General features: G+C 66.4%; 19 protein-coding genes. 13 read left to right on the forward strand and 6 right to left on the reverse strand.

Features of this window, described 5'->3' with window-relative positions; all coding sequences use genetic code 11:
• Positions 1-6: 6 nt before the first annotated feature.
• The 3 genes from MJO58_RS27130 (at position 7) to MJO58_RS27140 (ending at position 2775) form a co-directional block, all read left to right on the forward strand.
• Positions 7-648 (forward strand): TetR/AcrR family transcriptional regulator, encoded by a 642-nt coding sequence (locus MJO58_RS27130; protein WP_090597864.1) that lies wholly within the window; start codon positions 7-9, stop codon positions 646-648.
• Between the two features lie 29 nt (positions 649-677).
• Positions 678-1871: a DNA polymerase IV gene (gene dinB, locus MJO58_RS27135; protein WP_239721541.1), complete on the forward strand. Its 1194-nt coding sequence runs from the start codon at positions 678-680 to the stop codon at positions 1869-1871.
• Between the two features lie 148 nt (positions 1872-2019).
• Positions 2020-2775 carry a YoaK family protein gene (locus tag MJO58_RS27140; protein ID WP_090597868.1) on the forward strand — a complete coding sequence of 252 codons (756 nt, stop codon included), beginning with the start codon at positions 2020-2022 and terminating at the stop codon, positions 2773-2775.
• 5 nt (positions 2776-2780) lie between these two features.
• Here MJO58_RS27140 and MJO58_RS27145 read toward each other — a convergent pair whose 3' ends face one another.
• Together MJO58_RS27145 and MJO58_RS27150 are read right to left on the reverse strand one after the other, a co-directional pair.
• Positions 2781-3785, reverse strand: coding sequence for a PHP domain-containing protein (locus tag MJO58_RS27145; protein WP_090597870.1), 1005 nt, complete (start codon positions 3783-3785; stop codon positions 2781-2783).
• Positions 3786-3860: 75 nt separating this feature from the next.
• Positions 3861-4292, reverse strand: a complete 432-nt coding sequence (locus MJO58_RS27150) for a hypothetical protein (protein ID WP_239721543.1) — start codon at positions 4290-4292, stop codon at positions 3861-3863.
• Positions 4293-4343: 51 nt separating this feature from the next.
• On the opposite strand from MJO58_RS27150, the gene MJO58_RS27155 reads away from it, so the two are divergent.
• Positions 4344-5198 carry an LLM class F420-dependent oxidoreductase gene (locus tag MJO58_RS27155; protein ID WP_090597872.1) on the forward strand — a complete coding sequence of 285 codons (855 nt, stop codon included), beginning with the start codon at positions 4344-4346 and terminating at the stop codon, positions 5196-5198.
• A 341-nt stretch (positions 5199-5539) separates the two neighbouring features.
• On the opposite strand, the gene MJO58_RS27160 is transcribed toward MJO58_RS27155, so the two are convergent.
• The gene (locus tag MJO58_RS27160; RefSeq protein ID WP_090597876.1) at positions 5540-7006 is read right to left on the reverse strand and encodes a glutamate synthase subunit beta; all 1467 of its coding nucleotides are present in this window, start codon (positions 7004-7006) and stop codon (positions 5540-5542) included.
• Positions 6999-11582: a glutamate synthase large subunit gene (gene gltB / locus MJO58_RS27165; RefSeq protein WP_239721544.1), complete on the reverse strand. Its 4584-nt coding sequence runs from the start codon at positions 11580-11582 to the stop codon at positions 6999-7001. The genes MJO58_RS27160 and gltB overlap by 8 nt, the downstream gene beginning before the upstream one ends.
• A 639-nt stretch (positions 11583-12221) precedes the next feature.
• On the opposite strand from gltB, the gene MJO58_RS27170 reads away from it, so the two are divergent.
• Entirely contained in the window at positions 12222-13460 is a 1239-nt protein-coding gene (locus MJO58_RS27170) for a MinD/ParA family ATP-binding protein (RefSeq protein ID WP_239721545.1), read from the forward strand.
• 11 nt (positions 13461-13471) lie between these two features.
• On the opposite strand, the gene sigI is transcribed toward MJO58_RS27170, so the two are convergent.
• Entirely contained in the window at positions 13472-14356 is an 885-nt protein-coding gene (sigI, locus tag MJO58_RS27175) for an RNA polymerase sigma factor SigI (RefSeq protein ID WP_239721546.1), read from the reverse strand.
• Between the two features lie 107 nt (positions 14357-14463).
• Between sigI and MJO58_RS27180 the strand changes: the two genes are divergently transcribed.
• Together MJO58_RS27180 and MJO58_RS27185 are read left to right on the forward strand one after the other, a co-directional pair.
• Positions 14464-15300 carry an NmrA family NAD(P)-binding protein gene (locus MJO58_RS27180; protein WP_239721547.1) on the forward strand — a complete coding sequence of 279 codons (837 nt, stop codon included), beginning with the start codon at positions 14464-14466 and terminating at the stop codon, positions 15298-15300.
• 23 nt (positions 15301-15323) lie between these two features.
• Positions 15324-15764, forward strand: a complete 441-nt coding sequence (locus MJO58_RS27185; protein ID WP_090597883.1) for a nitroreductase family deazaflavin-dependent oxidoreductase — start codon at positions 15324-15326, stop codon at positions 15762-15764.
• A gap of 152 nt (positions 15765-15916) precedes the next feature.
• Here MJO58_RS27185 and MJO58_RS27190 read toward each other — a convergent pair whose 3' ends face one another.
• Complete coding sequence (locus tag MJO58_RS27190; RefSeq protein ID WP_090597885.1) at positions 15917-16198, reverse strand: WhiB family transcriptional regulator; 282 nt, start codon at positions 16196-16198, stop codon at positions 15917-15919.
• A gap of 444 nt (positions 16199-16642) precedes the next feature.
• On the opposite strand from MJO58_RS27190, the gene espM reads away from it, so the two are divergent.
• The 6 genes from espM (at position 16643) to eccA (ending at position 22969) form a co-directional block, all read left to right on the forward strand.
• Positions 16643-17764 (forward strand): ESX-1 type VII secretion system transcriptional regulator EspM, encoded by a 1122-nt coding sequence (gene espM, locus MJO58_RS27195; RefSeq protein WP_090597887.1) that lies wholly within the window; start codon positions 16643-16645, stop codon positions 17762-17764.
• Positions 17765-18037: 273 nt separating this feature from the next.
• Positions 18038-19342, forward strand: a complete 1305-nt coding sequence (locus tag MJO58_RS27200) for an EspA/EspE family type VII secretion system effector (RefSeq protein WP_090597889.1) — start codon at positions 18038-18040, stop codon at positions 19340-19342.
• Positions 19343-19415: 73 nt separating this feature from the next.
• Positions 19416-19730, forward strand: a complete 315-nt coding sequence (locus tag MJO58_RS27205) for an ESX-1 secretion-associated protein (RefSeq protein WP_090597891.1) — start codon at positions 19416-19418, stop codon at positions 19728-19730.
• Positions 19730-20608, forward strand: a complete 879-nt coding sequence (locus tag MJO58_RS27210) for an ESX secretion-associated protein EspG (protein WP_090597893.1) — start codon at positions 19730-19732, stop codon at positions 20606-20608. Before MJO58_RS27205 ends, MJO58_RS27210 begins: the two co-directional genes overlap by 1 nt.
• Before the next feature lie 31 nt (positions 20609-20639).
• Complete coding sequence (locus tag MJO58_RS27215) at positions 20640-21251, forward strand: hypothetical protein (RefSeq protein WP_239721548.1); 612 nt, start codon at positions 20640-20642, stop codon at positions 21249-21251.
• Positions 21248-22969: a type VII secretion AAA-ATPase EccA gene (gene eccA / locus MJO58_RS27220; protein WP_090597897.1), complete on the forward strand. Its 1722-nt coding sequence runs from the start codon at positions 21248-21250 to the stop codon at positions 22967-22969. The genes MJO58_RS27215 and eccA overlap by 4 nt, the downstream gene beginning before the upstream one ends.
• Position 22970 lies beyond the last annotated feature (1 nt).

A 22970-nucleotide genomic window follows, 5' to 3' on the forward strand; every position in this document is an offset into this window, starting at 1 on the left:
GCGGGCGTGACCACTGCCGGCCAGACTCGCGCCCTGCGCGGCCGCCGCTCGATGCGTCCTTCGGGTGACGACCGTGAGCAGGCAATCCTCGCGACCGCCGAGCGGCTGCTCGAAGAGCGTTCGCTGGCCGACATTTCGGTCGATGACCTGGCCAAAGGCGCCGGCATCTCGCGTCCGACCTTCTACTTCTATTTCAAGTCGAAGGAAGCCGTGCTGCTGTCGCTGCTCGAGCCGGTGATCGCGCGAGCCGATTCCGAGTTCGACGGTGCGGTGATGCGGCTTCCGGCCGACCCGCGCCGGGTGTGGCGCAACGGCATCAAAGCGTTCTTCACGGAATTCAGCACGCATCGTGCCGTCGCCCGGACTGCCACCGAGGCACTGGCCACCAGCGCGGAGCTGCGGACTGTGTGGTCGGGGTTCATGCAGAAATGGATCGACCAAACGGCGGCGATGATCACCGCCGAGCGCGAACGCGGCGCCGCGCCGGACACCATCCCGGCCGCGGACCTGGCGACCTCGCTGAATCAGATGAACGAGCGCACCATGATGGCCGCCTTGTCCGCCGAAACACCCGCGGTGGAAGCCGAGCGCGTAGTAGACACCCTCACCCACATCTGGGTCAGCGCCATCTACGGCGAATCCGGCTAGCTGTCACAGCCTCGTGCGAACATACGTTCGTGCGGTGTGACGCGTCCATCCTGCACGCGGACCTGGACTCCTTCTACGCGTCGGTAGAACAGCGTGACGACCCGACGCTGCGCGGTCGCCCGGTGATTGTGGGCGGCGGCGTCGTGCTGGCCGCCAGCTACGAGGCCAAGGCGTACGGGGTGCGCACCGCGATGGGCGGCCGCCAGGCCATGCGCCTGTGTCCCGACGTCGTCGTGGTGCCGCCGCGCATGTCGGCCTATTCGCGGGCCAGCGAAGCCGTATTCGAGGTGTTCCGCGACGTGACACCCGTCGTCGAGCCGCTGTCGGTGGACGAGGCGTTCCTCGACGTCGGCGGCCTGCGCCGGGTCTCGGGCACGCCGGTCGAGATCGCGGAACGGCTGCGGATCGACGTGCGGGACCGGGTCGGCCTGCCCATCACCGTGGGCATTGCCCGCACCAAATTCCTGGCCAAGGTCGCCAGCCAGGAGGCCAAGCCGGATGGGCTGCTGCTGGTCGCGCCCGATCGGGAACTGGCGTTCCTGCGGCCATTGCCGGTGCGCCGATTGTGGGGCGTGGGCGCGGTGACCGCGGACAAGTTGAACGGCTACGGCATCACGACGGTGGCCGATGTTGCCGAGCTCAGCGAGTCGACACTGGCCGCACTGCTCGGCGGTGCGATGGGCCGCCAACTGTATGCGCTATCGCGCAATCTCGACCGGCGCCGGGTCGACACCGGCGTGCGACGCCAGTCCGTCGGCGCCCAGCGGGCGTTGGGCCGCGCTGGAAATCGCATGTCGCCCCACGAGGTCGACGCGGTTGTGGTCAACCTGATCGACCGCATCACGGCCCGGATGCGCGCCGCCGGGCGCACGGGTCGCACCGTGGTGCTGCGGTTGCGGTTCGACGACTTCACCCGGGCGACCCGGTCCCACACCCTGCCGTGGGCGACGTCGTCGACGCAGCCAATCCTGGCCGCCGGCCGCCAGCTGGTCGCCTCGGCCGCACCCACGATCGCCCAACGCGGCTTGACGCTGATCGGTTTCGCGGTGTCGGGCATCGATCGCAGTGGGGCCCAGCAGTTGATGCTGCCGTTTGAACAGGATTCACACGCGGTCGACGCCGCGGTCGACCAGGTCCGCGACCGCTTCGGCAAATCCGCTCTCACGCGCGGGGTGTTGATCGGGCGCGATACGGGTATAGAAGTGCCGCGACTACCCGATTGACTGGTTTCGACCGCTTCACCAATGTGCTTCTAGCCCATGCTGTTTCGATGATTAGAGCTTTGTTTGAGTTGACGCGCGCTGCGGGCGGGCCCGGCCGCAGCGCTTGTAAGCTGGCAAAAACCGAGGGGGAAGTGGAGTGCCTGAACACGTGTCGCCGGACAACGCCCGCGACAGTGGCCTGCCTCGCGAAGGTCTACTGCTCGGCTACAGCGCGGTACTCGCGTTGTCGGCGGGCTTCGTCAACGCGGTCGCCCTCCTGATATTGGCGTTGCCGGTCGGCAACCTCACCGCGATCACCACCCAACTGGGCATGAACACGGCCAATCCCTGGCTCTACGAAGGTCACGTGCTGGCCGCGATCCTGTTCGGTTTCCTGGCGGGCGCGACGATGGCCGGGGCGGTACTCGCGCCCACCGACGCCCTGGCCGGACCGCGCCACGCCGTGGTGTTGTTCGCCGAGGCGGCACTGCTCGTGCTGGCCGCCGCGGGCGTGGAAGAAACTCTCTTCAAGGCGCAGATCGAATCGCTCGGAGTCGAACTGACCGCGGTCCAGGCGATGTTCGCCGCCACTGCGCTCGGGCTGCAAAATGCGATGACCTCCAGCTTCCGCGGGATGCCGATTCGCACGACGCACTTCACCGGGACCGTGACCGACCTCGGGCTGATGCTCGGCCGCGCCCGGGAGGACGGAATCAAGAAGTGGAAGGCCGCGATCCTGGTGACCACGCTGTTGCTGTTCCTCGGCGGCGGCATCGCCGGGATCGTGTTCGGCTCGCAGCTGGGGGGATACTCTCTACTCTTTCCGGCTGCCACCTGCGCGATCGTGGCCGGTGCAAATGTGCTGCACGGCCGCAACACCGACGCGGAGCCGGTTCTCGCCGACGCCGAGCCCGCACGGGTCTAGAGGCCTTAGGACCGACTCCACGCCAGCAGCTTGTCGACCGGCCAGGTGTTCACGATCCGGTCGACCGGGACACCGGCGTCGAGGGCGCGTTGGGCGCCGTACCCCAGGAAGTCCAGTTGCCCGGGGGCGTGCGCATCGGTGTCGATGCTGAACACGCAGCCGATTTCCAGCGCCAGGTTCAGCAGCCTGGTCGGCGGGTCGCGGCGTTCCGGGCGGGAGTTGATCTCCACCGCGGTGCCGTGGTCGCGACAGGCGGTGAAGACCTTCTCGGCGTCGAACTTCGATTCCGGCCTGATGCCCCGATTGCCGGAAACCAGGCGCCCCGTGCAATGGCCCAGCACATCGGCGTGCCCGTCCGAGACGGCGCGCACCATCCGGCGCGTCATGGCCGCGCTGTCCATCGACAACTTGGAGTGCACGCTGGCCACGACGACGTCGAGGCGTTCCAACAGCTCGGGCTGCTGATCCAGGGTCCCGTCCTCGAGGATGTCGACCTCGATACCGGTGAGGATGCGCATCGGCGCGAACGTGTCCCGCAGCCCGTCGATCACGTCGAGCTGTTTGCGCAACCGCTCCGGCGACAGGCCGTTGGCGATCGTCAGCCGCGGCGAGTGATCGGTCAACGCGCAGTATTCATGCCCCAGCGCCGCCGCGGTGGCCATCATCTCCTCGATCGGCGCCGATCCGTCCGACCAATTCGAGTGCAGATGCAAATCTCCGCGCAGCGCGCTGCGTACCTCGCCGCCGCCGAGATCTGTTGCCTCAGCTCGCAATTCGACCAGTGCGTCGGGTTCCCGGCCGGCCCAGGCCTGGGCGATGACCTTTGCGGTCTTGGGTCCGATGCCCGGCAACGTCTGCCAGCTGCCGGCCTGCCCATGTCGTTCGCGCTCGGCGTCGTCGAGCGCCTCGACGATGTCGGCGGCGTTGCGATACGCCATCACGCGTTTGGGGTCCTGGCGGCTGCGGTCCTTGTAGTAGGCGATCTGCCGAAGAGCGACTACCGGGTCCATCGCTCCAGTGTGCCTGCGCGGCGACCGCACGCGCGGCGGAGCCGGGCGCCGCAGGTCACCGCGCAACCGCCACGCTCACCACAGCTGCCCTGCGATGAAGCCGGCGAAAACCACCGAAAAGCCGCCGATCTCGCCGACCATCAGCATGGCCATCGCGACCCCGGTCCCGCGCACCGGCCTCTCGAATTGGTTGACCGTGTCGCGCCGCGCGCCGTGTTCGATGTAGGCGGCGATCGCCGCGACGAAGAAGAACACGACCACCATCGCCGCGGACAGGTTGATCCAGGTGGGCCAGGCGCTGAGCTCGACGAAGACCGCGAGCAATAGCGTCGCGAACGAGTAGAGCAACGCCGCCCGATGGGCGATGTCGACGTAGGGATGCGCCCGGTGATCCTCGGACGTCGTGATCTGCCGGTACTTCCAGACTCCGAGGACCAGTACCAACAGAAAAATCAGGCCGGCGGACAGCAGGGTGATCCTGGTGTCGATCCCGAGGGCAGTACTCATCGCGCGCACGAGTTTAGTTGCGCTTCATAAATTTCGACTAGCGTCGATGGCATGCGATTCGCGTTCAAAACCTCACCACAAAACACCACCTGGGCCGGCATGCTCGCCGTCTGGCAGGCCGCCGACGATATCGACGTCTTCGAGTCCGGGTGGACCTTCGACCACTTCTACCCGATCTTTTCCGACAGCGCCGGCCCGTGCCTGGAGGGCTGGACCACGCTGACCGCGCTGGCGCAGGCCACCCGGCGGCTGCGGCTGGGCACCCTGGTCACCGGCATCCACTACCGCCACCCCGCGGTCCTGGCGAACATGGCCGCCGCCCTCGACGTGATCTCCGACGGCCGGCTCGAACTCGGGATCGGCGCCGGCTGGAACGAGGAGGAGTCCGGCGCCTACGGCATCGAACTCGGCAGCATCAGGGAACGGTTCGACCGGTTCGAGGAAGCCTGTCAGGTGCTGATCGGCCTGCTCAGCGAGGAGACCTTCAACTTCGACGGTAAGTATTACCAGCTCAAGGATGCGCGCAACGAACCCAAGGGCCCGCAGCGCCCACACCCGCCCATCTGCATCGGTGGCAGCGGCGAGAAGCGCACGCTGCCGCTGACCGCGCGCTATGCCCAACACTGGAACTTCGCCGGCGGCACGCCCGAGGAGTTCGCGCGCAAGCGCGACGTGCTGGCGGCGCGCTGCGCGGACATCGGGCGCGACCCGAAGGAAATCACCATGTCGGCGCATGTGCGCCTCGGCGAGGACCTCAACTACGGACAGGTCATCGAAACCGCCGCCGGGCTGGCGGCCGAGGGACTCGACCTGGGAATCGTCTACCTACCACCGCCGCACGACCCGGCCGTCCTGGAACCGTTGGCCGAGACGATCCGGGATTCGGGGCTGTTGTCGACGAAGTGACGATTCCGTGCCGCCGAGCAAACTGGCGGTGGAATCGCGGTTAGATAGCTTGGGTTGTTATGTCCCGAACAACAACAGCTCCTGGGCAGTTACCAGGCGCTCTTGCTTAGCGGGAAACTCGCGGCTCTTCACCGGGTGACGAAACCATGACCAGGCCATTCGCCCCACCCGCGAACTAGGTACTGGGTTCACATGCACAGTGACCACTCCTGCGATCGATCTGTTTAACCGTGGCTCCGTTGTGACGAAGCACACAAGCCGTTATTAGACACCTGCACGCTGGCAAACTACGGGAGACTCGCCGAACAAATACCGGCGTGTTTCTGGTGTGACTGGTGTGACTATTGAAGCGGTACGGCCGTCGGCTTGATCGGCGCCGGAAGGGCGGTTGACCCCATCAAATACCGGTCCACACCCGCCGCCGCGGCCCTGCCTTCGGCGATCGCCCAGACGATCAGCGACTGGCCCCGGCCCATGTCTCCGGCAACGTAGACGCCGGGCACCGAGGTCTCGTAATCGGCGCCGCGCGCGACGTTGCCGCGCTCGGTGAACTTCACGTCGAGGTCGGTGAGCAGACCCGCCTTCTCCGGACCGACGAAGCCCATCGCCAGGAACACGACGTCCGCCTCGAGTTCGAAATCCGATCCCTCGACCTTGACGAACTTGCCGTCCTGCATCTGCACTTCGTGGACCTTGAGCGCGCTCACGTGCCCGTCCTGGCCGACGAACTCCTCGGTGTTGACCGAGAAAACCCGCTCGCCGCCCTCTTCGTGGGCCGACGAGACCCGATACATCAGCGGATAGGTCGGCCACGGCGTGGACTCGGCGCGCGCCTCGGGTGGCCGCGGCATGATCTCGAACTGGTGCACGCTGGCCGCGCCCTGCCGGTGCGCAGTGCCCAGGCAGTCGGCGCCGGTGTCGCCGCCGCCGATGATGACGACCTTCTTGCCTTTGGCGGTGATCGGTGGCTGCCCGTCGGGGCCCAGCACGTCGTCGCCCTCTTGCACGCGGTTACCCCACGGCAGGTACTCCATTGCCTGGTGGATGCCGTCTAATTCACGCCCTGGGATCGGCAGGTCCCGCCAGGCGGTGGCACCGCCGGCCAACACCACCGCGTCGAAGTCGGCGAGCAGCTGCTGCGCGGTGATGTCGACTCCGACATTGACGCCGGCCCGGAATTCGGTTCCCTCGGCCCGCATCTGGTCCAGCCGCCGGTCGAGGACGCGCTTTTCCATCTTGAATTCCGGAATGCCGTAGCGCAGCAATCCGCCGATGCGGTCGGCCCGCTCGAAGACGGTGACGCTGTGTCCCGCGCGGGTGAGCTGCTGGGCGGCGGCCAAACCCGCCGGGCCCGAACCGATTACGGCAACCGTCTTGCCGGTCAGCTTGGTCGGCGGCTTCGGCTCGACAAAGCCCTTGTCGAAGGCGTGGTCGATGATCTCCAGTTCGATCTGTTTGATCGTGACCGGGTCCTGGTTGATGCCCAGCACACATGCCGGCTCGCACGGTGCCGGACACAGCCGGCCGGTGAAGTCGGGGAAGTTGTTGGTGGCGTGCAGCCGCTCGATCGCGTCGCGCCACCGGCCGCGGCGTACCAGGTCATTCCACTCCGGAATCAGGTTGCCCAGCGGACAACCGTTGTGGCAGAAGGGAATACCGCAGTCCATGCAACGAGTCGCCTGTTCGCGCAGGGTGTCGTCGTTGAATTCCTGGTAGACCTCGTTCCAGTCCTTCAACCGCAGCGGGACAGGCCGGCGTTGCGGCAGCTCCCGATGTGTGTATTTCAGGAAGCCAGTTGGATCAGCCATGCGCCGCCGCCATAATCGCCTTGTCGACATCGACACCGTCGCGCTCAGCTTGGGCGATCGCCTGCAACACCTTCTTGTAGTCCCGGGGCATCACCTTGGCGAAATGCCTTTGCTGGGAGTGCCAGTCGGCCAGAACCCGCTGGCCAACCGCGGAGTCCGTCGCATCGACATGTGCCTGGATGATGCCGTGCAGGAACTCGACGTCATCGGAGTCGAGCGTCTCCAGATCCACCATCTCGGTGTTCAGGTTCTGCGGCAGTACCTCGCCGGGGTCGTAGACGTAGGCCACACCGCCGGACATACCGGCCGCGAAGTTACGCCCGGTGTGGCCGAGAATCACCACCCGGCCGCCGGTCATGTACTCGCAACCGTGATCGCCAACACCCTCGACCACGGCGTGCGCGCCGGAGTTACGGACCGCGAACCGCTCGCCGACCACGCCGCGCAGGAAGGCCTCACCGCTGGTGGCGCCGAACAGGATCACGTTGCCGCCGATGATGTTTTCCTCGGCGACGTAGTCCACCGGCGCATTGTCCGACGGCCGCACCACGATCCGGCCGCCAGACAGACCCTTGCCTACGTAGTCGTTGGCGTCGCCGTACACCCGCAAGGTGATGCCCTTGGGCACAAAGGCGCCGAAGCTGTTGCCCGCAGAGCCGTCGAAGGTGATGTCGATCGTTCCGTCCGGCAAGCCTTGGCCGCCATAGGCTTTCGTCAGCTCGTGACCGAGCATGGTGCCCACCGTACGGTTGACGTTGCTGATGGTGGTGGAGAACCGGACCGGTTTACCCGAATCCAGCGCCTCGCGGCTCATCACGATCAACTGCTGATCCAGCGCCTTGTCCAGGCCGTGGTCCTGACGCGAGCTGCAATACAGGTCCTGGTTCATGAACGCGGACTCCGGCTCGTGCAGCACCGGGGCCAGGTCCAGCTTGTGCGCCTTCCAGTGCGCACGCGCCAGCGTGGTGTCCAGCGACCCCACTTGGCCGACGGCCTCGTTGAAGGTGCGGAAGCCCAACTGCGCCATGTACTCCCGGACTTCTTCGGCAATGAACATGAAGAAGTTCTCGACGAACTCCGGCTTGCCGGTGAAGCGATCCCGCAGCACCGGATTCTGGGTCGCCACACCGACCGGGCAGGTGTCGAGGTGGCAGACCCGCATCATGATGCAGCCCGCGACGACCAGCGGTGCGGTGGCGAAGCCGAACTCCTCGGCGCCCAGCAGCGCGCCGATCATCACGTCGCGGCCGGTCTTGAGTTGTCCGTCCACCTGGACGACGATCCGGTCACGTAATCCGTTGAGCAGCAAGGTCTGCTGCGTCTCGGCCAGACCCAGCTCCCACGGAGCACCCGCGTGCTTCTGCGACGTGAGCGGCGTGGCACCGGTGCCGCCGTCGTGGCCGGAGATCAGCACCACGTCGGCGTGTGCCTTGGACACACCCGCCGCCACCGTGCCGACGCCGTTCTCGGAGACCAGCTTGACGTGCACGCGCGCCGAGGGGTTGGAGTTCTTCAGGTCGTGGATTAACTGCGCAAGATCCTCGATCGAATAGATGTCGTGGTGCGGCGGCGGCGAGATCAGGCCGACGCCGGGCGTGGAGTGCCGGACCTCTGCCACCCACGGGTACACCTTGTGCCCCGGAAGTTGGCCGCCCTCACCGGGTTTGGCGCCCTGGGCCATCTTGATCTGAATGTCGGTGCAGTTGGTCAGGTAGTGCGATGTGACGCCGAACCGCGCCGACGCGACCTGCTTGATCGCGCTGCGGCGCCAATCCCCGTTGGGATCGGGATCGAAACGCTTGACGTCCTCGCCACCCTCACCGCTGTTGGATCGCCCACCCAGGCGGTTCATCGCGATGGCGAGCGTCTCGTGCGCCTCGGCGGAGATCGAGCCGTAGCTCATCGCCCCGGTCGAGAACCGTTTGACGATCTCGCTGGCGGGTTCGACCTCGTCCAGCGGAACCGGGGGTCGCACGTCGCCGCGGAACTTCAGCAGTCCGCGCAACGACGCCATCCGCTCGCTCTGGTCGTCTACCAGGCGGGTGTAGTCCTTGAAGATCTTGTACTGCCCGGTGCGGGTGGCGTGCTGCAGCTTGAACACGGTCTCCGGGTTGAACAGGTGGTACTCACCCTCCCGGCGCCACTGGTAGTCCCCACCGACCTCGAGTTCGCGGTGCGCGCGCTCGTCCGGCCGGTCCAGATAGGCCAGATCGTGCCGCACGGCGACGTCGGTGGCGATGTCGTCCAGCGTGATGCCGCCGGTCGGGCAGACCAGCCCGGTGAAGTACTCGTCGAGCACGTCCTCGGAGATCCCGATGGCCTGGAACAGCTGGGCGCCGGTGTAGGAGGCCAGCGTCGAAATGCCCATCTTGGACATGACTTTCAGCACGCCCTTGCCGGCGGCCTTGACGTAGTTGTTCAGCGCCTTGTCGCGGTCGATCCCGTCGATCACACCGCGGTCGAGCATGTCCTCGATCGATTCGAACGCGAGGTACGGGTTGACCGCGGCCGCGCCGCAGCCGATCAGCATCGCCATGTGGTGCACCTCGCGGGCATCACCGGATTCGACGACCAGACCCACATGGGTGCGGGTCCGATCGCGCACCAGGTGGTGGTGCACCCCGGCGACGGCGAGCAGCGACGGTATCGGTGCCATCTGCTCACTGGAATCGCGGTCGGACAGAATGATCACCCGGGCGCCATCGGCGATCGCGGCCGACGCCTGCGCACGCACCTCTTCCAGTGCGGATGCCAGCCCGGCGCCACCCTCGGCGACCGGGTACAGACAGCGAATCACCTTGGAGCGCATGCCATGTGGGTGCCCGTTGATCGGGTCATCGGGATTCAGGTTGATCAGCTTGGCCAGCTCGTGGTTACGCAGAATCGGCTGTCGCAGCATGATCTGGTGACACGAGTATTCGTCCGGGCTGAGCAGGTCGCGCTCACCACCGGTGGTGCCCTGCAAACTGGTCACCACCTCTTCGCGGATAGCGTCCAGCGGCGGGTTGGTCACCTGGGCGAACAACTGGTGGAAGTAGTCGTAGAGCATCCGGGGGCGCTGCGAAAGCACCGCGACCGGGGTATCGGTGCCCATCGACCCGATCGGCTCCGCGCCGGTGCGCACCATCGGCGCCACTAGCAGGTTTAGCTCCTCATAGGTGTAGCCAAAGGCCAACTGCCGCATGACAAGTCGATCGTGCGCCATCCGCACGTACTCGCCCTGTGGCAATGACTCGAGCGGCACCAGGTTCTTGTCGAGCCACTCCTGATACGGGTGCTCGGCGGCCAGCTCGGCCTTGATCTCCTCGTCCGAGACGATGCGGCCCTGGGTGGTGTCCACCAGGAACATCCGGCCCGGCTGCAGGCGCATCCGCTGCACCACCGTCGACGGGTCCAGGTCCAAGACACCCGCCTCGGACGCCATCACCACCAAACCGTCTTTGGTGACCCAAATGCGGGACGGGCGAAGGCCATTGCGGTCCAGCACCGCGCCCACGACGGTGCCGTCGGTAAACGTCATCGATGCCGGGCCGTCCCACGGTTCCATCAGCGACGCGTGGTACTCGTAGAACGCGCGCCGCGCCGGGTCCATAGTCTCGTTGCGCTCCCAGGCCTCCGGAATCATCATCAGCACCGCGTGCGGCAGGCTGCGTCCGCCCAGGTGTAACAATTCCAGCGCCTCGTCGAAGCGCGCGGTATCAGACGCGCCCGGGGTGCAGATCGGGAACAACTTCTCCAGATCGTCGACCGACCCGAAGATGTCGGTCTTTATCAGCGCCTCGCGGGCGCGCATCCAGTTCTCGTTTCCGGTGACGGTGTTGATCTCGCCGTTGTGGGCGATACGCCGGAACGGATGCGCCAGCGGCCAGGACGGGAAGGTGTTGGTCGAGAAGCGGGAGTGCACGATGCCCAGTGCGCTGGTCATCCGGTCGTCTTGCAGGTCAAGGTAAAAAGCCTTGAGCTGCGGGGTTGTCAGCATGCCCTTGTAGACCATTGTCTGGCCGGAAAGGCTTGGGAAATACACGGTTTCGCGGCCGGGCCCGTCTTGGCCAGGGCCCTTGGTACCGAGTTCGTGCTCGGCGCGCTTGCGCACGACGTAGCAACGGCGTTCCAGCGTCATGTCGGAAGCGCCGGTCATGAACACCTGCCGGAAGGTGGGCATCGCGTCGCGGGACAGCGCCCCCAGCGACGAGTCGTCGGTGGGCACATTGCGCCAGCCCAGCACCGTCAAGCCCTCGGATTCGGCGATCTTCTCCACGGCGGCACACGCGGCCGCGGCATCCTTGGACGATTGCGGCAGAAACGCGATACCGGTGGCATAGCTGCCCGGCGCGGGGAGCTCGAAGTCCACGACGTCGCGCAGGAATGCGTCCGGGACCTGAATCAGGATGCCCGCGCCGTCACCGCTGCGCGGCTCGGCGCCCTGGGCGCCACGATGCTCGAGGTTGACCAGTGCGGTGATCGCCTTGTCGACGATGTCGCGGCTCCGTCGGCCGTGCATGTCGACGACCATGGCAACCCCGCACGAATCGTGCTCGAACGCGGGGTTATACAACCCAACGCGCTTGGGCGTCATATGCACCTGCCTCTTCACCAGAACCTGCTGCGCGGCCGTTTTATTGGCTCCGATGGGGCTGCACCCGGAGGTTGCGAGCCGGCCCCTTCGGTCTTGTCGATAGGCTGTCTCCCAGGCGGAAAATGGTCCGATGGGGGAATCGTCCGTGCGGCGCTGAACGGTGGCGTGTACCCGGTCTCGACAAGTCGTAAAACGATATGACAAAAACCGCCTGACATGCCAACTTGGCCAAGTCTAACCCGCCGGGTAGCGCCAACGTAAATTCGCTGCGGCGACGATCGATGACCGGGGCAAATGTGCTTTAACCGCCGACAATCCCCCCGCGACAGCACAGACCCGAAACAGCCGGTCGCCGCCCCGGCCACCTATTCGGGTTTGCTGTGACCCCGGCCTTCGGATCGCGCCGGGATGGCCATGATCACACTGCGCGCGCGCATCCGTGCGGACGATCTCGATAAGGCGAGGCAGCCATGCCGCCCGTATTGCGCGCCGGCATGCGCGCCGGGGACCCCGGCCGTCACACCGGCACCGCGTTGGGGCCGACCGAGTTTGCGCGATACAAATGAGGGGCGCGCGGGGAGATACTGGGCCGATGCCGGCCCAGCGCGCCACGATCGATCGCCCGGCACCGAGGAGCCCATGAACGAGCGCGACGAATTCCTGCGGGACCGTCTGCAGCCCGACCGGCCCGGCACCCCCGCCGGTCCCCCTCCCAATCGCCAGCGAAGCGCACCGCCCCCAGCAGTTCCCCCGCCTCCGCGGCCACCCGGACCGCCGCCGTCGTTTCCACCGCGGCCACCGCAGCCGCCCCAGCCACGGCCCCCCGCCGGGCCGCCACCTCCGCGTCAGCCGCCCGTGGAGCAGCCGCGCCAGCAGGTCGCCTCCCCACCTCCGGCGCGGCCCGCCGGGCCACCCGTGCGGCCGGCTTCCACTCCGCCGCCCGTCATCCCGGCACCCGACGGTGCCCTGGTGCCCACCGGCAGGCCCGAACTGCCCGACACCGGGTGGCGACGCATCCTTCGGCTGCTCACCTTTGGCCTCGTCAAACTGGGTCCGTCGCCCGCACAACAGCAAGACGCCCAATTCGAAACCACCATCCGCACCGGCTTCCGCGGCAAGCACAAGGTCGGCGTCGTGGGTAAGGGCGGTGTCGGAAAGACCTCCGTCGCCGCCAGCGTCGGGTCGCTGTTCGCCGAGCTCCGTCGCGGGCAAGACCACGTGGTAGCGATCGACGCCGATACCGCCTTCGGCCGGTTGAGCAGCCGGATCGATCCGCGGTCGACGAGTTCGTTCTGGGAATTGACCGCCGACAAAAACCTCGAGACCTTCACCGACGTGGCGCAGCGAGTGGGCCGCAACGCGGTGGGCCTGCATGTGCTCGCCGGTGAACCGGCGTCCGGTCCACGCCGCGTGCTCGATCCCGCGATCTACCGGGAGGCCGCGTCGCGGCTAGATCGCTATTTCACGATCTCGGTCATCGACTGCGGCTCGACGATGGATTCACCGGTTACCCAGGAAGTGCTGCGCGACCTGGATGCGCTGATCGTGGTGTCCTCGCCGTGGGCCGATGGGGCGTCCGCGGCCGCCCGGACCATGGAATGGCTGTCGGATCAGGGCATGACCGAGTTGCTGCACAACACGATCGTGGTGCTCAACGACTCCGACGGGCACGCCGACAAGCGCACCCGGGCGCTGCTGGCCCGCGAGTTCGTCGACCACGGACAGCCGGTGGTCGAGGTCCCCTACGACCCTCACCTGCGCCCCGGCGGCGTCATCGACGTGACGCACGAGATGGGCCGCCCCACCCGCCGTAAGTTGTTGCAGGCCACCGCGCTGATCGCCGAGTTTTTCGGGAGGAGCCCCGAGCGGGCGAGCTGACCCGTCGCGCTTCAGCTGGCCGCGATCCGCGCCGACGGGTCGGCGATCGCCTCGATCTTGGTGACGAGGGCACCGCGCATGGTCAACACGATGGCGGCGAAAAGCCGGCGCTCGGCGAAGGCGAGTACCACCGGTTGCCCGGCGGGACCACTGACCAGGGTGACGCCCGGCCCCAGATAGCGCATCAGGTTGGTGGCCACCGCATCCGGACCATGGTTGATCTGCGGCGGCGGCGCCGGGTCGGCAAGGACGGTGCCCACACCCCAGACCGTCGGGTCCAGGACGGCGGTCAGCGCGGCGATGTCGCCGTTGGCGCAGGCGGTGATGAATTTCTCGGTGACCAGCTGGTGCTCGGCGGGGGCTACTTCAGTGGCCTTGGGCTGTGCCGCAGTGAATTTCGAGCGGGCGCGCCGCGCCAGCTGACGGCAGGTGCCGACCGGCCGTCCCACAGTTTCGGCGATCGTCTCGAACGGGACACCGAACACGTCGTGTAATACGAACGCGACGCGTTCGCCGGGGCTGAGCCGTCGCAAGACTTCCATCAACGCGGCGCGGACCTCGTCGTCCAGGGTGACCCGATCCGCCGGGTCCAGGCTGCGCGACTCGGCGACTTCGGCGCCGGGATCGCCACGGTCGGGCTCGCTCAACCGCTCGTAGCGCATTCGCGCCGAGCGCACCTGGTCGAGGCAGAGCCGGCTCGTGACGACGGTGAGCCAGCCACGGATGTCGTCGACTTCGTCGGTCCCGGTCCGCGACAGCCGCAGAAAAGCTTCTTGCGCAACATCTTCGGCGTCGCCGACGTCACCGAGGATTTGATACCCGAGATTGACCAGGTAGGGGCGGTGACGACGCCAAGCATCGGTGAGCTGGTCCGTTGGCGGCCGCGACTGGTTCATAACACATCGACGATCTGGTGCCGGAAAAAGTTACGTCTACCGACTGTAACTTTCCCGCCGTCGCGCCCGTCGTTGAGGAAGATCTTCGACCTTTCAGGAGGAACACCATGACCATCGTCGTAACCGGGGCGACCGGCAATGTCGGACGCCCCCTCGTTGCCGACCTCGTCGCCGCGGGCGCACGGGTGCGCGCCGTGACCCGCACCCCGAACACCGCCGGCTTTCGCTCGCCCGTCGAGGTGCTCGATTCAGCGGGCGAAGCGCTGCGGGGGGCCTCGGCGGTTTTCTTGAACTCGCGCGCGCTCGGCGAAACTCTCGCCGACGTCGTGGCCGAATGCCGGCGCGTAGGAGTCACCAAACTGGTTGCGCTGTCGGCGATCAACGTCGATGACGACTTCTCACGACAGCCGTCGCGCTTTCGCGGCGACCGCAACCGCGAGGTCGAGCAGCTGGCCGTCGGCTCGGGCCTGGCATGGGTGAGCCTGCGGCCCACGGTCTTCGCGACGAACTTCGCCGGGATGTGGGCCGCACAGATCCGCGCCGGCGATGTGGTAGCCGGGCCGTATGCCGCGGCATCGACCGCTCCGATCGTCGAGAGCGACATCGCGGCTGTCGCGGCTCGCGCTCTGCTCAGCGATGAGCTTGTCGGTCAACGGGTTCCGTTGACCGGTCCCCAGGCGCTGACCAACGCGGAACTGGTGGGGATCATCGGCACGGTGCTGGGGCGCCGACTGCACTACCGCGAGATTCCGGCGCAGGCAGTGCGGCAACGCTTCATCGATTTGGGTTTCGGCGCCGAGTTCGGCGACGCGTATACGGCCATGCTCGCCGAAACGCTGGACCACCCGGCACTTGTCACGCACGACGCGGAGAAGATCCTCGGCCGGGCACCACAGTCCTTCGCGCAGTGGGTGTCCGAGCACCGAGACCTGTACACGGGCTAGATCCCAGAAAAGGAGATTCAGACATGTCCGAACCACAGCCGCCGCGCTACCTCAAGCCGATGAACAAGGTGATGATGGCGGTGCAGAAACTGGGGATACCGACCGGGCCCGCCATGGTACTCACCGTGCCCGGCCGCAAGTCCGGTCAACCGCGCAGCACCCCGATGACGCCGTTTGAATTTCAGGGTGGCCTCTATGTCGTCGCGGGCTACCCGGGCGCGGACTGGGCGGCGAACGCCCGGGCCGCGGGTGCCGGCACCCTGGCCCGGGGCCGACGATCCCGCGAGGTCAGGATTGTCGAACTGACGGCCGAACAGGCGCGTCCGGTGCTGCGTGAGTTTCCGAAGAAGGTGCCCGTTGGGGTGTCGTTCGCCAAACGTTCGGGAATGGTGCGCGACGGGACGTCCGACGAATTCGAGGCGCTGGCGGGGCGGGTCTGCGTCTTTCGCTTCGATCCGGCGTGAGATGCAAGACAGCGCGAGAACCGTGGCTGGTTCTCGCGCTGTCCATTCGCCGGTCCGGGCTACCGAGGGGGCGCTCCAAAGATGGAGCCGCTCAACTGTTTCCACTCCGGTCCCGGGCGTTGTTCAACTGCGGACGCCTCAGGAGGCCGGCGTTAGGCCGATTTGGCGGTCTCGCGCACCGGGTATCCGTTGCGCTCGGCTAGCGACCGTAACTGGTTCAGGGCGAAGGCGCGCGGGCGGCCCGACTCGGGAATCACGACGCCGGCCCACAGGCCCTCGGCACCGGCTGACTCGACGGCATCGCGGGCACACATCCAGCGGCGGGGGCAAGCCCGGCACAGGGCCTTGGCCTCGTCGTCGGGAGCGGTCGTCCAGCGGTCCGGGTCCTGGGTGCACGCGCCCAACGGGATGTTGTACAGGGTTGTTGCGGTCATCGCTACGTTCCTCCAGAAAGCGTTGCAGTTCTGCGTCCTATGACTCGAAAGGGTATAGCACTAACCATCGCGATGCAACAGTTTGATGCTTTGTTTCCTTTCGGGCCTGCACGCAGGCGCTTCGGCCCATATTTCACGCGCCGCAGGCTTCACCTGGCTGAACTGGCGGAAAACGGTGGCGAAACGGTGCCTCAATGGTGGAGCCAACCAGGTCATACTCCCGGACGCGGGGACGCCGTGGCCGATATCGGCCGGGTGGAGTCTCAAACTGTAGCGGTGATGCGGTTGCGCGGTGGTTACTCCGAGGCGCCGTGCGCGGGCCGATTCCGTAACAACTTGACGTAGAACTGTAGCGGCGCGATAGAATTTGACGGGTGCAGCAGTTAAACTCCTGCTGGCGGACCGCCCGCCGCCGCGCAAATAGTGAGCGAGGAATCACCGACGATGTCCAGCGCCGCCTCGACTGCCCGCCCAGCTCTGCTGGTGGTGCACAGCGGCGACACATCGCACGCGATCGACCCCGGGCGCGGCGTGGTGACCATCGGCCGCGAACCTCAGGCCGGTGTGCAAATCGATGATCCTCAGCTCTCGCAGGAGCACTTGCGGGCCGAAACCACCGATGGACAGTGGCGCATCGTCGACAGCAGCCCGAGCGGCATGTTCGTCGACGGATTACGGACGACCTCCGTGACGATCACCGACAAGACGATCGTCCGGTTCGGGGACCCCACAGCGGGGAAAGCCCTGACGTTTGAAGTCGTCAGGCCGCCGAAATCCGTTGATCCACAGAAGGTTAGCGATTCCGATGAGCAGGGGGACAACATCGCGCCAATCGATCTGGATCCGGGCGTGGTTCGCGCCGGAGCCGCAGCCGCCGCCCGCCGTCGCGAACTCGACATCAGCCAGCGCAGCCTCGCGTCGGACGGGATCATCAACGCCGGCGCGCTGATTGCGTTCGAAAAGGGCCGCAGTTGGCCGCGCGAACGGACCCGCGCGAAACTCGAGGAAGTCCTGCAGTGGCCTGCCGGAACCATCGACCGGATCCGCCATGGGGAACCGGTCGCGGCGGATGACACCGCCTCTCAGGCCGTGCCGCTCGACGGTCCGGCGGCGGCCGAGGACCCCGGGGGTCACGGCGCGGCATCGCTGATCGCTCAGGCGGTCGTCGCCGCCGTGGACGGATGCAGTCTGGCCATCTCCGCGTTGCCGCCGGCCGAGGATCCCGAGTTCACCGAGCGCTCGGCGCCCATCCTCGCCGATCTGCGGCAGCTCGAGACGATCGCGGTCCGGGCCACCAGGATCAGCCAAATTACCCCGGAATTGATAAAGGCGCTGAGTGCGGTTCGCCGGCACCGCGACGAATTGATGACGCTCGGGGCCAACGCTCCGGACGCCCCGCTGGCGCAACGCTTGTACGCGGCCCGGCGCCGGGCCAACCTTTCGACACTGGAGATTGCACAAGCCGCCGGCGTCGACGAAGAAATGATTGTGCGCGCGGAGGACGACGAGCCTTTACCTGCGCATGTAACGGCCGCGATCGAAACTTTGATAGGCCACATCAACTGACTTCAGCGGGCCACCGGCGGTGCCACACACCTAATTGTTCGCTTTGTGGCAACCTCGCCGCAATGTTTACCGTGGCGGCCGAACGCCGGGTGGTGGAAGCTGTTGCCTAGCCGAAAAATTCGTGCACTGGACCCGCTCTGAGCGCTGTTAGGCTCGTTCTACCGTGCACCGGATCGGTGCACAGGATCTGCGAGCTTGAAGGGAAACACCGACGTGGCTTGGCTTAACGGGGCAACGGATTTAGCGACGTGCGTGAAGAGTTTCGGATCTGGCGTGACTGCCGCCTCGTCTGGCGACTGGGCCAACCTTGGTGCGAGCGCCGCCACGATCCTCGGTAAAGGGATGATCTACGCCGGCAAGCAGAACGCGGTTCTGGCAAAGGCGTTGAAAGAAAGCGGTACCAAAGTACTGCCGACGCCGACGGCCATTGTCGATGCCGCCGCGTTGGCCGTCACAGTCGTTGACTTGCTCAACGGATTTGGATCCCCCAACTCGGGTTCGGCCGTATCGACCGCGGCGGACAAACTGAACCTGTTCCTCAAGGACTTGGACCCCGGCGCCATTCCGGATCCGCGGGACTGGAGCGGCGCCGCGGCGACGGCCTACATCAACCAGGTCAACACGCTCAAGGGTTTCGTCGACACGTTCAAGACCTACGACCAGACCCTCAAGGGCTACCTGAGCAAGCAGGCCGGCGAGGTCAAGCAGGCACACCTGTGCTGCACGGTGAACGTGGCCGTACTGACCGCCGCCGCGGGTATCGCCCTGGCCCTCTACCTGATCCCGGTCGCGGGTCCGGGTATATCGCAGGCGTGGCAGATCGTCGCCGCTTTCGCGTGCTGCGCGGCAGTCTTCGTCGTCGAGATGCTGACCCTGTCCAGTTCGATGGGCATCTCCAACCAGTGCGCGAGCTTGGGTCAGCAATACGTCCAGCTGGGCAAGGATGTGGGCACGCAGCTGGCGGGCACCTTCGACAAGATCGACGGCAAGGTTGTGACGGACACCTCGTCGCAGCTGTCCGGCTTCCGCGCCGTCTCCGACGGCCTGACGGACTACTCGTTCGCGTCCTCCGGGAAGTCTGTCAACAAGCTGGCCGCCGAAGCGGGCGACAAGGTTTCGCCGGAGCAGAAGGCGCTGTTGGAGTCCTCGAGCGACAAAGCCGCCGCAGCGAAAACGTCGGACACCAAGAAGGATGCACCGGCCAAGGGCGACAAGACGACTCCCGCCCCGGCGGCGTTCACCCCGCCCAGCCTGGCTCAGATCGGGCAGGCGTCGCAGGGGCTCAGCACGGTCGGCCAGACCCTCGGCCAGGGCATGCAACAAATCCAGTCGCTCGCCCAGTCCGCCAAGGGCGCCGCTCCCGCGGCAGCCGCCGCCCCGGCCGCGGCTCAGGACGTCAGCGACGTCAAGGACGACGAGGACAAGAAGAAGAAGGAAGACGACGCCAAGAGGGACGCTGAAGCAGGTGCCGCAGCTGGTAAAGACGGCGGCGCCGAGCGTGCGCCCGTCGATGCCGCGGCGCCTGCGGCGGCACCGGCCGCCGCTCCGGCAGCAGCCGGCCGCGAACGCGTCCTGTAATAGCACTCGCACGTCAAAAACGCAGCGGGCCAACGCCATAGCGCGAAAAATCAAACGTTAAGGAGACCGACCAATGGCAAATCTACTCGTCTCACCAGCGATCCTCGAGACGCTGGCGACCAAACAGGAAGCCGCACAGAAGGATGCCCAAGCGGGGGCCGACGCCCTCAATGGCACCGGAAGCAACTGCTGGCTCACGCACGGCGTCATCAGCGGGTGCTCCAATGGGGCCTTCGACACCATCGAGGGCATCCGCAGGACCGCGGGCAAGGCCCTGGGAGACGCCAGTCTCCTGATGGCCGCAAAGCTGCGCACAGCCAAGTCAGCGTATCAGGGTGTCGACAGCGAGCTGGCCGGCAATCTCAACAAGCAACTCCTCGACAAATAATGTCGTCCGGTCCCCTTGCCGCCGGCCGCGCCGGTCTTGTTGACGACGTAGTCGGCGTCGAGGTGACCATCGACGGCATGCTGGTGATCGCCGACCGGTTGCAGCTGATCGAATTCCCTACGGCGCTTGGGATCCGGCACAACATCCCGCAAGACGACTTGCGCAAACTTGTCTGGGAACAGGTGGAGAAGGACCTCACCGAGCAAGGGGTGCTGAACGAACTGGGTCAGCCCCACCCGACGGTGGCGGCCATCATCGACACGCTCAGCAGGCCCGACCGGACACTGGAAGGCCGGTGGTGGCGCCGCGATATGGGCGGGGGAGTGATGGTGCGTTTTGCGGTGTGCCGCAAGGGCGATCGTCATGTCATCGCGGCTCGGCACGGCGAGCTGATCGCGCTGCAGCTGGTGGCGGCGCAAGTGGGTCTGGCGGGCATGGTGACCGCCGTGCTGGGCCCGGCGACGCCGGCCAACGTCGAACCGCTGACCGGCGTGGCAAGCGAACTGGCCGAATGCACCACCGCGGCGCACCTGGCCAACCTCGGCATCGCGCCCGCCACCGCCCGCGTTTACGCCGAGATCGTCGGCAACCCGGATAGCTGGGTGGAGATCATCGCCAGCGAGCGTCACTCCGGCGGCACCTGCACCCACACCGAGGTCGCTGCGGGCGTCCTCGACTCGCCGCTGGGCCGACTGGTGTCGCTGCCCCGCCGCGTTCACGGTGAGCTGTACGGAAGTTTTCTGCCTGGTTCCCAGGAGAATCTGCAACGGACACTCGACGGACTGCTGGAATTCCTCCCCGCGCGCGCCTGGCTCGATCACACTTCAGATGACGAAGCCGCGCACACCGACCACACCCACGCCTCGTACCGAGGCTGATTTCCGCCGCTACCGATGAAAGATGGATCCCATGTCCCAGCATGATGAGCACGACGATCTCTCCGCCTTGGACTTCTCCTCCTACCAGTCCGGATCCGACGACGGCCACGATTCCGGCGACGCCCTGGACTTCTCCGCCGCCGACGACACCAGCGACGAGTCGCCCGCCGACGCCTTGGACGCCTACGCGCCGACCGAGCCCGAGGAGGCCGACACCGAGCTGGAGGCGATCGCCGCCACAACCGAGGCCTCCGACGACGACGAAGAAGACGAAGAGGACGGCGTCCAGCAGTTCACCGTGACCAACCCTCCCGAGACGGTGTCGGTGTCGGCACTCATCGACGGCCGCACTCAGCGAGTCGCACTGTCGCCGACCGCGACGAACTTGACCGAGGCCGAGCTCGCCGACGAGATCGTCGTGCTCGCCGAGTTGGCCCGGCAAAAAGGACTGGCCGGGCAGCGTAGCTACGTGATGGACAGTGCCGCCGAGAACGCCGGGCTGCAACAACTCAGCGACATGGGGTTGGACAGCACCCAGCTGCTGCGTGACTTCGTGGATACCGGCATGCGGTTGCCGACGGAGGAACAGGCCGAGACGGCACAGGCCGAAGTCTTCGCCGTGCGCTACGCCGCCGATAAATGAGCGAGCATCTGGCCGGCCTGTTCGAAAGCGCCGTCGGCATGCTGCCGGTCTCGGAGTCCCGGGCGCTTGACCTGTTCACCGAGATCACGAACTACGACGAGAGCGCATGCGACGCATGGGTCGGCCGAATCCGGTGCGGCGACAACGACCGGGTGACCTTGTTCCGGGCCTGGTACTCGCGTAAGAACTTCGGGCAATTGTCGGGGTCTGCCCAGGTCTCGATGACCGCTCTGGGCGCCCGGGTTCCGATCGGCGGCCTCTACGGCGACATCACGTATCCGGTCAATTCGCCGTTGGCGATCACGATCGGTTTCGCGGTGAACGAAGCATCGGCGGGCAACTACGCGGATGCCCTGGAGGCCGTCGAAGCCAGCCCGAGCGCCGGTGCCGAGCACCTGTTGTCGTGGACCAAGGCGGTGGTCTACGGGGAAGGGCAGCGCTGGACCGAGGTCATCGATGAAGTCCGGGCCGCCGGCAAGTGGCCCGACACATTTCTGGCTGCTGCCGCCGGCGTCGCACATGGGGTCGCGGCCGCCAATCTCGGTTTGTTCACTGAAGCCGAGCGCCGCCTGACCGAGGCGAACTCCTCACCGGCGGGCGAGGCGTGCGCGCAGGCCATCGCCTGGTATCTGGCGATGACCCGCCGCGGCCAGGGCAACGAAGAAGCCGCGGTGGCCCTGCTGGAGTGGCTGCAGACGACCCACCCCAGCCCCAAAGTGACTGCGGCACTCAAGGATCCGTCTTACCGCCTGGCGACCACCAGCGCCGAGCAGATCGCCGCCCGGACAGACCCCTGGGATGCGGGCAGTGTCGTGGCCGACACCTCGGGGCGGGAAAAGCTGCTCGCCGAGGCGGAGACGGAGCTACGCCGACAGATCGGACTGACTCGCGTCAAGGATCAGGTCGAGCGCTACCGCGCCGCGACCCAGATGGCCAAAGTTCGCGCTGCGCGCGGCATGAAGGTCGCGCAGGCGAGCAAGCACATGATCTTCACCGGGCCGCCGGGCACCGGAAAGACGACCATCGCGCGTGTGGTGGCCAACATCCTGGCGGGTTTGGGCGTCATCCAGGAACCGAAACTCATCGAGACGGCCCGCAAGGATTTCGTCGCCGAATACGAAGGACAGTCTGCGGTCAAGTCCGCGAAGACGATCGACCGCGCCCTGGGCGGTGTGCTGTTCATCGACGAGGCCTACACACTCGTTCAGGAACGCGAGGGCCGGTCCGACCCGTTCGGCCAAGAGGCGCTCGACACGCTGCTGGCCCGGATGGAAAACGACCGAGACCGTCTTGTGGTGATTATTGCCGGCTACAGCAATGACATCGATAGACTCCTGGAGACCAACGAAGGCCTGCGATCACGGTTCGCCACCCGTATCGAATTCGACTCCTACTCCCCCGAGGAGATTCTCGAAATCGCGAAAGTCATTGCCAAGAACAACGACTCGGAGCTCAGCGTGGAGGCGGCCGAGAACCTCCTGGAGGCTGCGAAGCTGCTGAGCCAGCGGACGGTACGCGGCAAAGCCGCGCTGGACATCGCCGGCAACGGACGTTATGCACGACAAATGGTGGAGGCCGCGGAGCAATACCGTGATATGCGCCTGACTCAAGCGGTCGACTTCGAGGAGCTCGACGCGGACTTCCTGCGTGAGATCAGCGGCGAGGACATGGCGGAAGCGGTGGCAGCGGTGCACGCGCGGCTGGCCATTACCGAGTAGC

The sequence above is a fragment of the Mycobacterium lentiflavum genome (assembly GCF_022374895.2).
GTDB classification, from domain to species: domain Bacteria; phylum Actinomycetota; class Actinomycetes; order Mycobacteriales; family Mycobacteriaceae; genus Mycobacterium; species Mycobacterium lentiflavum.

Excerpts from the sequence above, each read along its gene's own strand:
- MJO58_RS27145 (WP_090597870.1), bottom strand. The coding sequence starts at position 3,785 with ATGGACCCGGTAGTCGCTCTTCGGCAGATCGCCTACTACAAGGACCGC.
- MJO58_RS27150 (WP_239721543.1), bottom strand. The coding sequence starts at position 4,292 with ATGAGTACTGCCCTCGGGATCGACACCAGGATCACCCTGCTGTCCGCC.
- MJO58_RS27155 (WP_090597872.1), top strand. The coding sequence starts at position 4,344 with ATGCGATTCGCGTTCAAAACCTCACCACAAAACACCACCTGGGCCGGC.
- MJO58_RS27160 (WP_090597876.1), bottom strand. The coding sequence starts at position 7,006 with ATGGCTGATCCAACTGGCTTCCTGAAATACACACATCGGGAGCTGCCG.
- gltB (WP_239721544.1), bottom strand. The coding sequence starts at position 11,582 with ATGACGCCCAAGCGCGTTGGGTTGTATAACCCCGCGTTCGAGCACGAT.
- MJO58_RS27170 (WP_239721545.1), top strand. The coding sequence starts at position 12,222 with ATGAACGAGCGCGACGAATTCCTGCGGGACCGTCTGCAGCCCGACCGG.
- sigI (WP_239721546.1), bottom strand. The coding sequence starts at position 14,356 with ATGAACCAGTCGCGGCCGCCAACGGACCAGCTCACCGATGCTTGGCGT.
- MJO58_RS27180 (WP_239721547.1), top strand. The coding sequence starts at position 14,464 with ATGACCATCGTCGTAACCGGGGCGACCGGCAATGTCGGACGCCCCCTC.
- MJO58_RS27185 (WP_090597883.1), top strand. The coding sequence starts at position 15,324 with ATGTCCGAACCACAGCCGCCGCGCTACCTCAAGCCGATGAACAAGGTG.
- MJO58_RS27190 (WP_090597885.1), bottom strand. The coding sequence starts at position 16,198 with ATGACCGCAACAACCCTGTACAACATCCCGTTGGGCGCGTGCACCCAG.
- espM (WP_090597887.1), top strand. The coding sequence starts at position 16,643 with ATGTCCAGCGCCGCCTCGACTGCCCGCCCAGCTCTGCTGGTGGTGCAC.
- MJO58_RS27205 (WP_090597891.1), top strand. The coding sequence starts at position 19,416 with ATGGCAAATCTACTCGTCTCACCAGCGATCCTCGAGACGCTGGCGACC.
- MJO58_RS27210 (WP_090597893.1), top strand. The coding sequence starts at position 19,730 with ATGTCGTCCGGTCCCCTTGCCGCCGGCCGCGCCGGTCTTGTTGACGAC.
- MJO58_RS27215 (WP_239721548.1), top strand. The coding sequence starts at position 20,640 with ATGTCCCAGCATGATGAGCACGACGATCTCTCCGCCTTGGACTTCTCC.
- eccA (WP_090597897.1), top strand. The coding sequence starts at position 21,248 with ATGAGCGAGCATCTGGCCGGCCTGTTCGAAAGCGCCGTCGGCATGCTG.